This window comes from Pseudomonas sp. 57B-090624 (assembly GCF_003234055.1).
Classification (GTDB): Bacteria; Pseudomonadota; Gammaproteobacteria; order Pseudomonadales; family Pseudomonadaceae; genus Metapseudomonas; species Metapseudomonas tohonis.
Window position 1 is genome coordinate 1 of the sequence record NZ_QKRU01000183.1, and the last position, 1,022, is coordinate 1,022.

The window sequence follows — 1,022 nt, forward strand, 5'->3', positions numbered from 1 at the left end:
AGGCCGGCCCGCAGGCGCGATGAGCCCGTCTTGGAGATGCGCGTCTGCCCTCGGTAACTCCCGGATTCCTGCAGCCGCGGATTGAGTCCGGCAAAGGCGGTGACGGCACGGCTGCTGGCAAAGCGCAGCGGGTCGCCTAGCTCCGCCAGGAGCAGGGCGGCGGTCTTGTCGGCGATCCCGTCGATAGTGGTCAGCAGGTCGCGCTTGCCGCACAGATCCGGGTCGTTGTCGATGTGGTCGTCGATCGTCTTGAGGGTCTCTTTGATCTCCTGGCCGACATGTTCCAGCACTGACTGGATCGAGGCCTGTACGCTGGTATCGGCCACTTCCAGGCGGTTGCGCTCCATCTGCTGGATTTCGCGCAGGTCCTCCAGGCGCCGTACCAGGGCTTTCAAGCGCTTTACGGCAGGGGGCTCGGGTTGCCAGGGGCGCAGCTCGTCCTGGTGGCGCTCGCCGTATTCGGCGATCAGCTTGGCGTCGACCTTGTCGGTCTTCACCCGTTGCAACTGGCTTCGGGCGTAGTGAGCGATCTGTGCCGGGTTGAGGACACAGACCCGATAGCCGTGCTCCAGCAGCCACTCGGCCAGGGCTTCATGGTAGATGCCGGTGGCCTCCATCACGACCCAGGCACCGGGTTCGCTGTGTTTGTTCAGCCAGTCGCGCAAGACGGCGAAACCCGCTTTGTCGTTGGCCAGCTTGGCCTTGGTGCGGTACTTGCCGTTGGGCTGCAGGGTGGCGAGGTCAAAGGTGTGTTTGGCGATGTCGATGCCGATGACGTTGGGCATGAGTACTCCTTCCGATCCGTTCAAACGCGATCATCACTGCACCCGACCCAACCTTGTAGATGCGAGCTCGAGGCTCTGGATACCGTTCGGATTTTTCGAGTGAGTGTGGAGGGGCGGAGCACTATCTACGTTGCAGGCTCGCGGCCTAAGGGTGGATACGACTTCCAGCCCCTCCCCCGATGATCAGTCGGGGACTATTACCCCTGTGGAGGTATTAGTCGAGATACAAGGGTGGAT

At 62.3% G+C, this 1,022-nt stretch carries 1 protein-coding gene; it reads right to left on the bottom strand.

Going from position 1 to position 1,022, the window contains the following annotated elements; translation table 11 throughout:
- Window positions 1-785, bottom strand: a 785-nt coding sequence (locus DMX10_RS32280) for an IS110 family transposase (protein ID WP_111264897.1), incomplete at its 3' end; no start/stop codon positions are given.
- Window positions 786-1,022 lie beyond the last annotated feature (237 nt).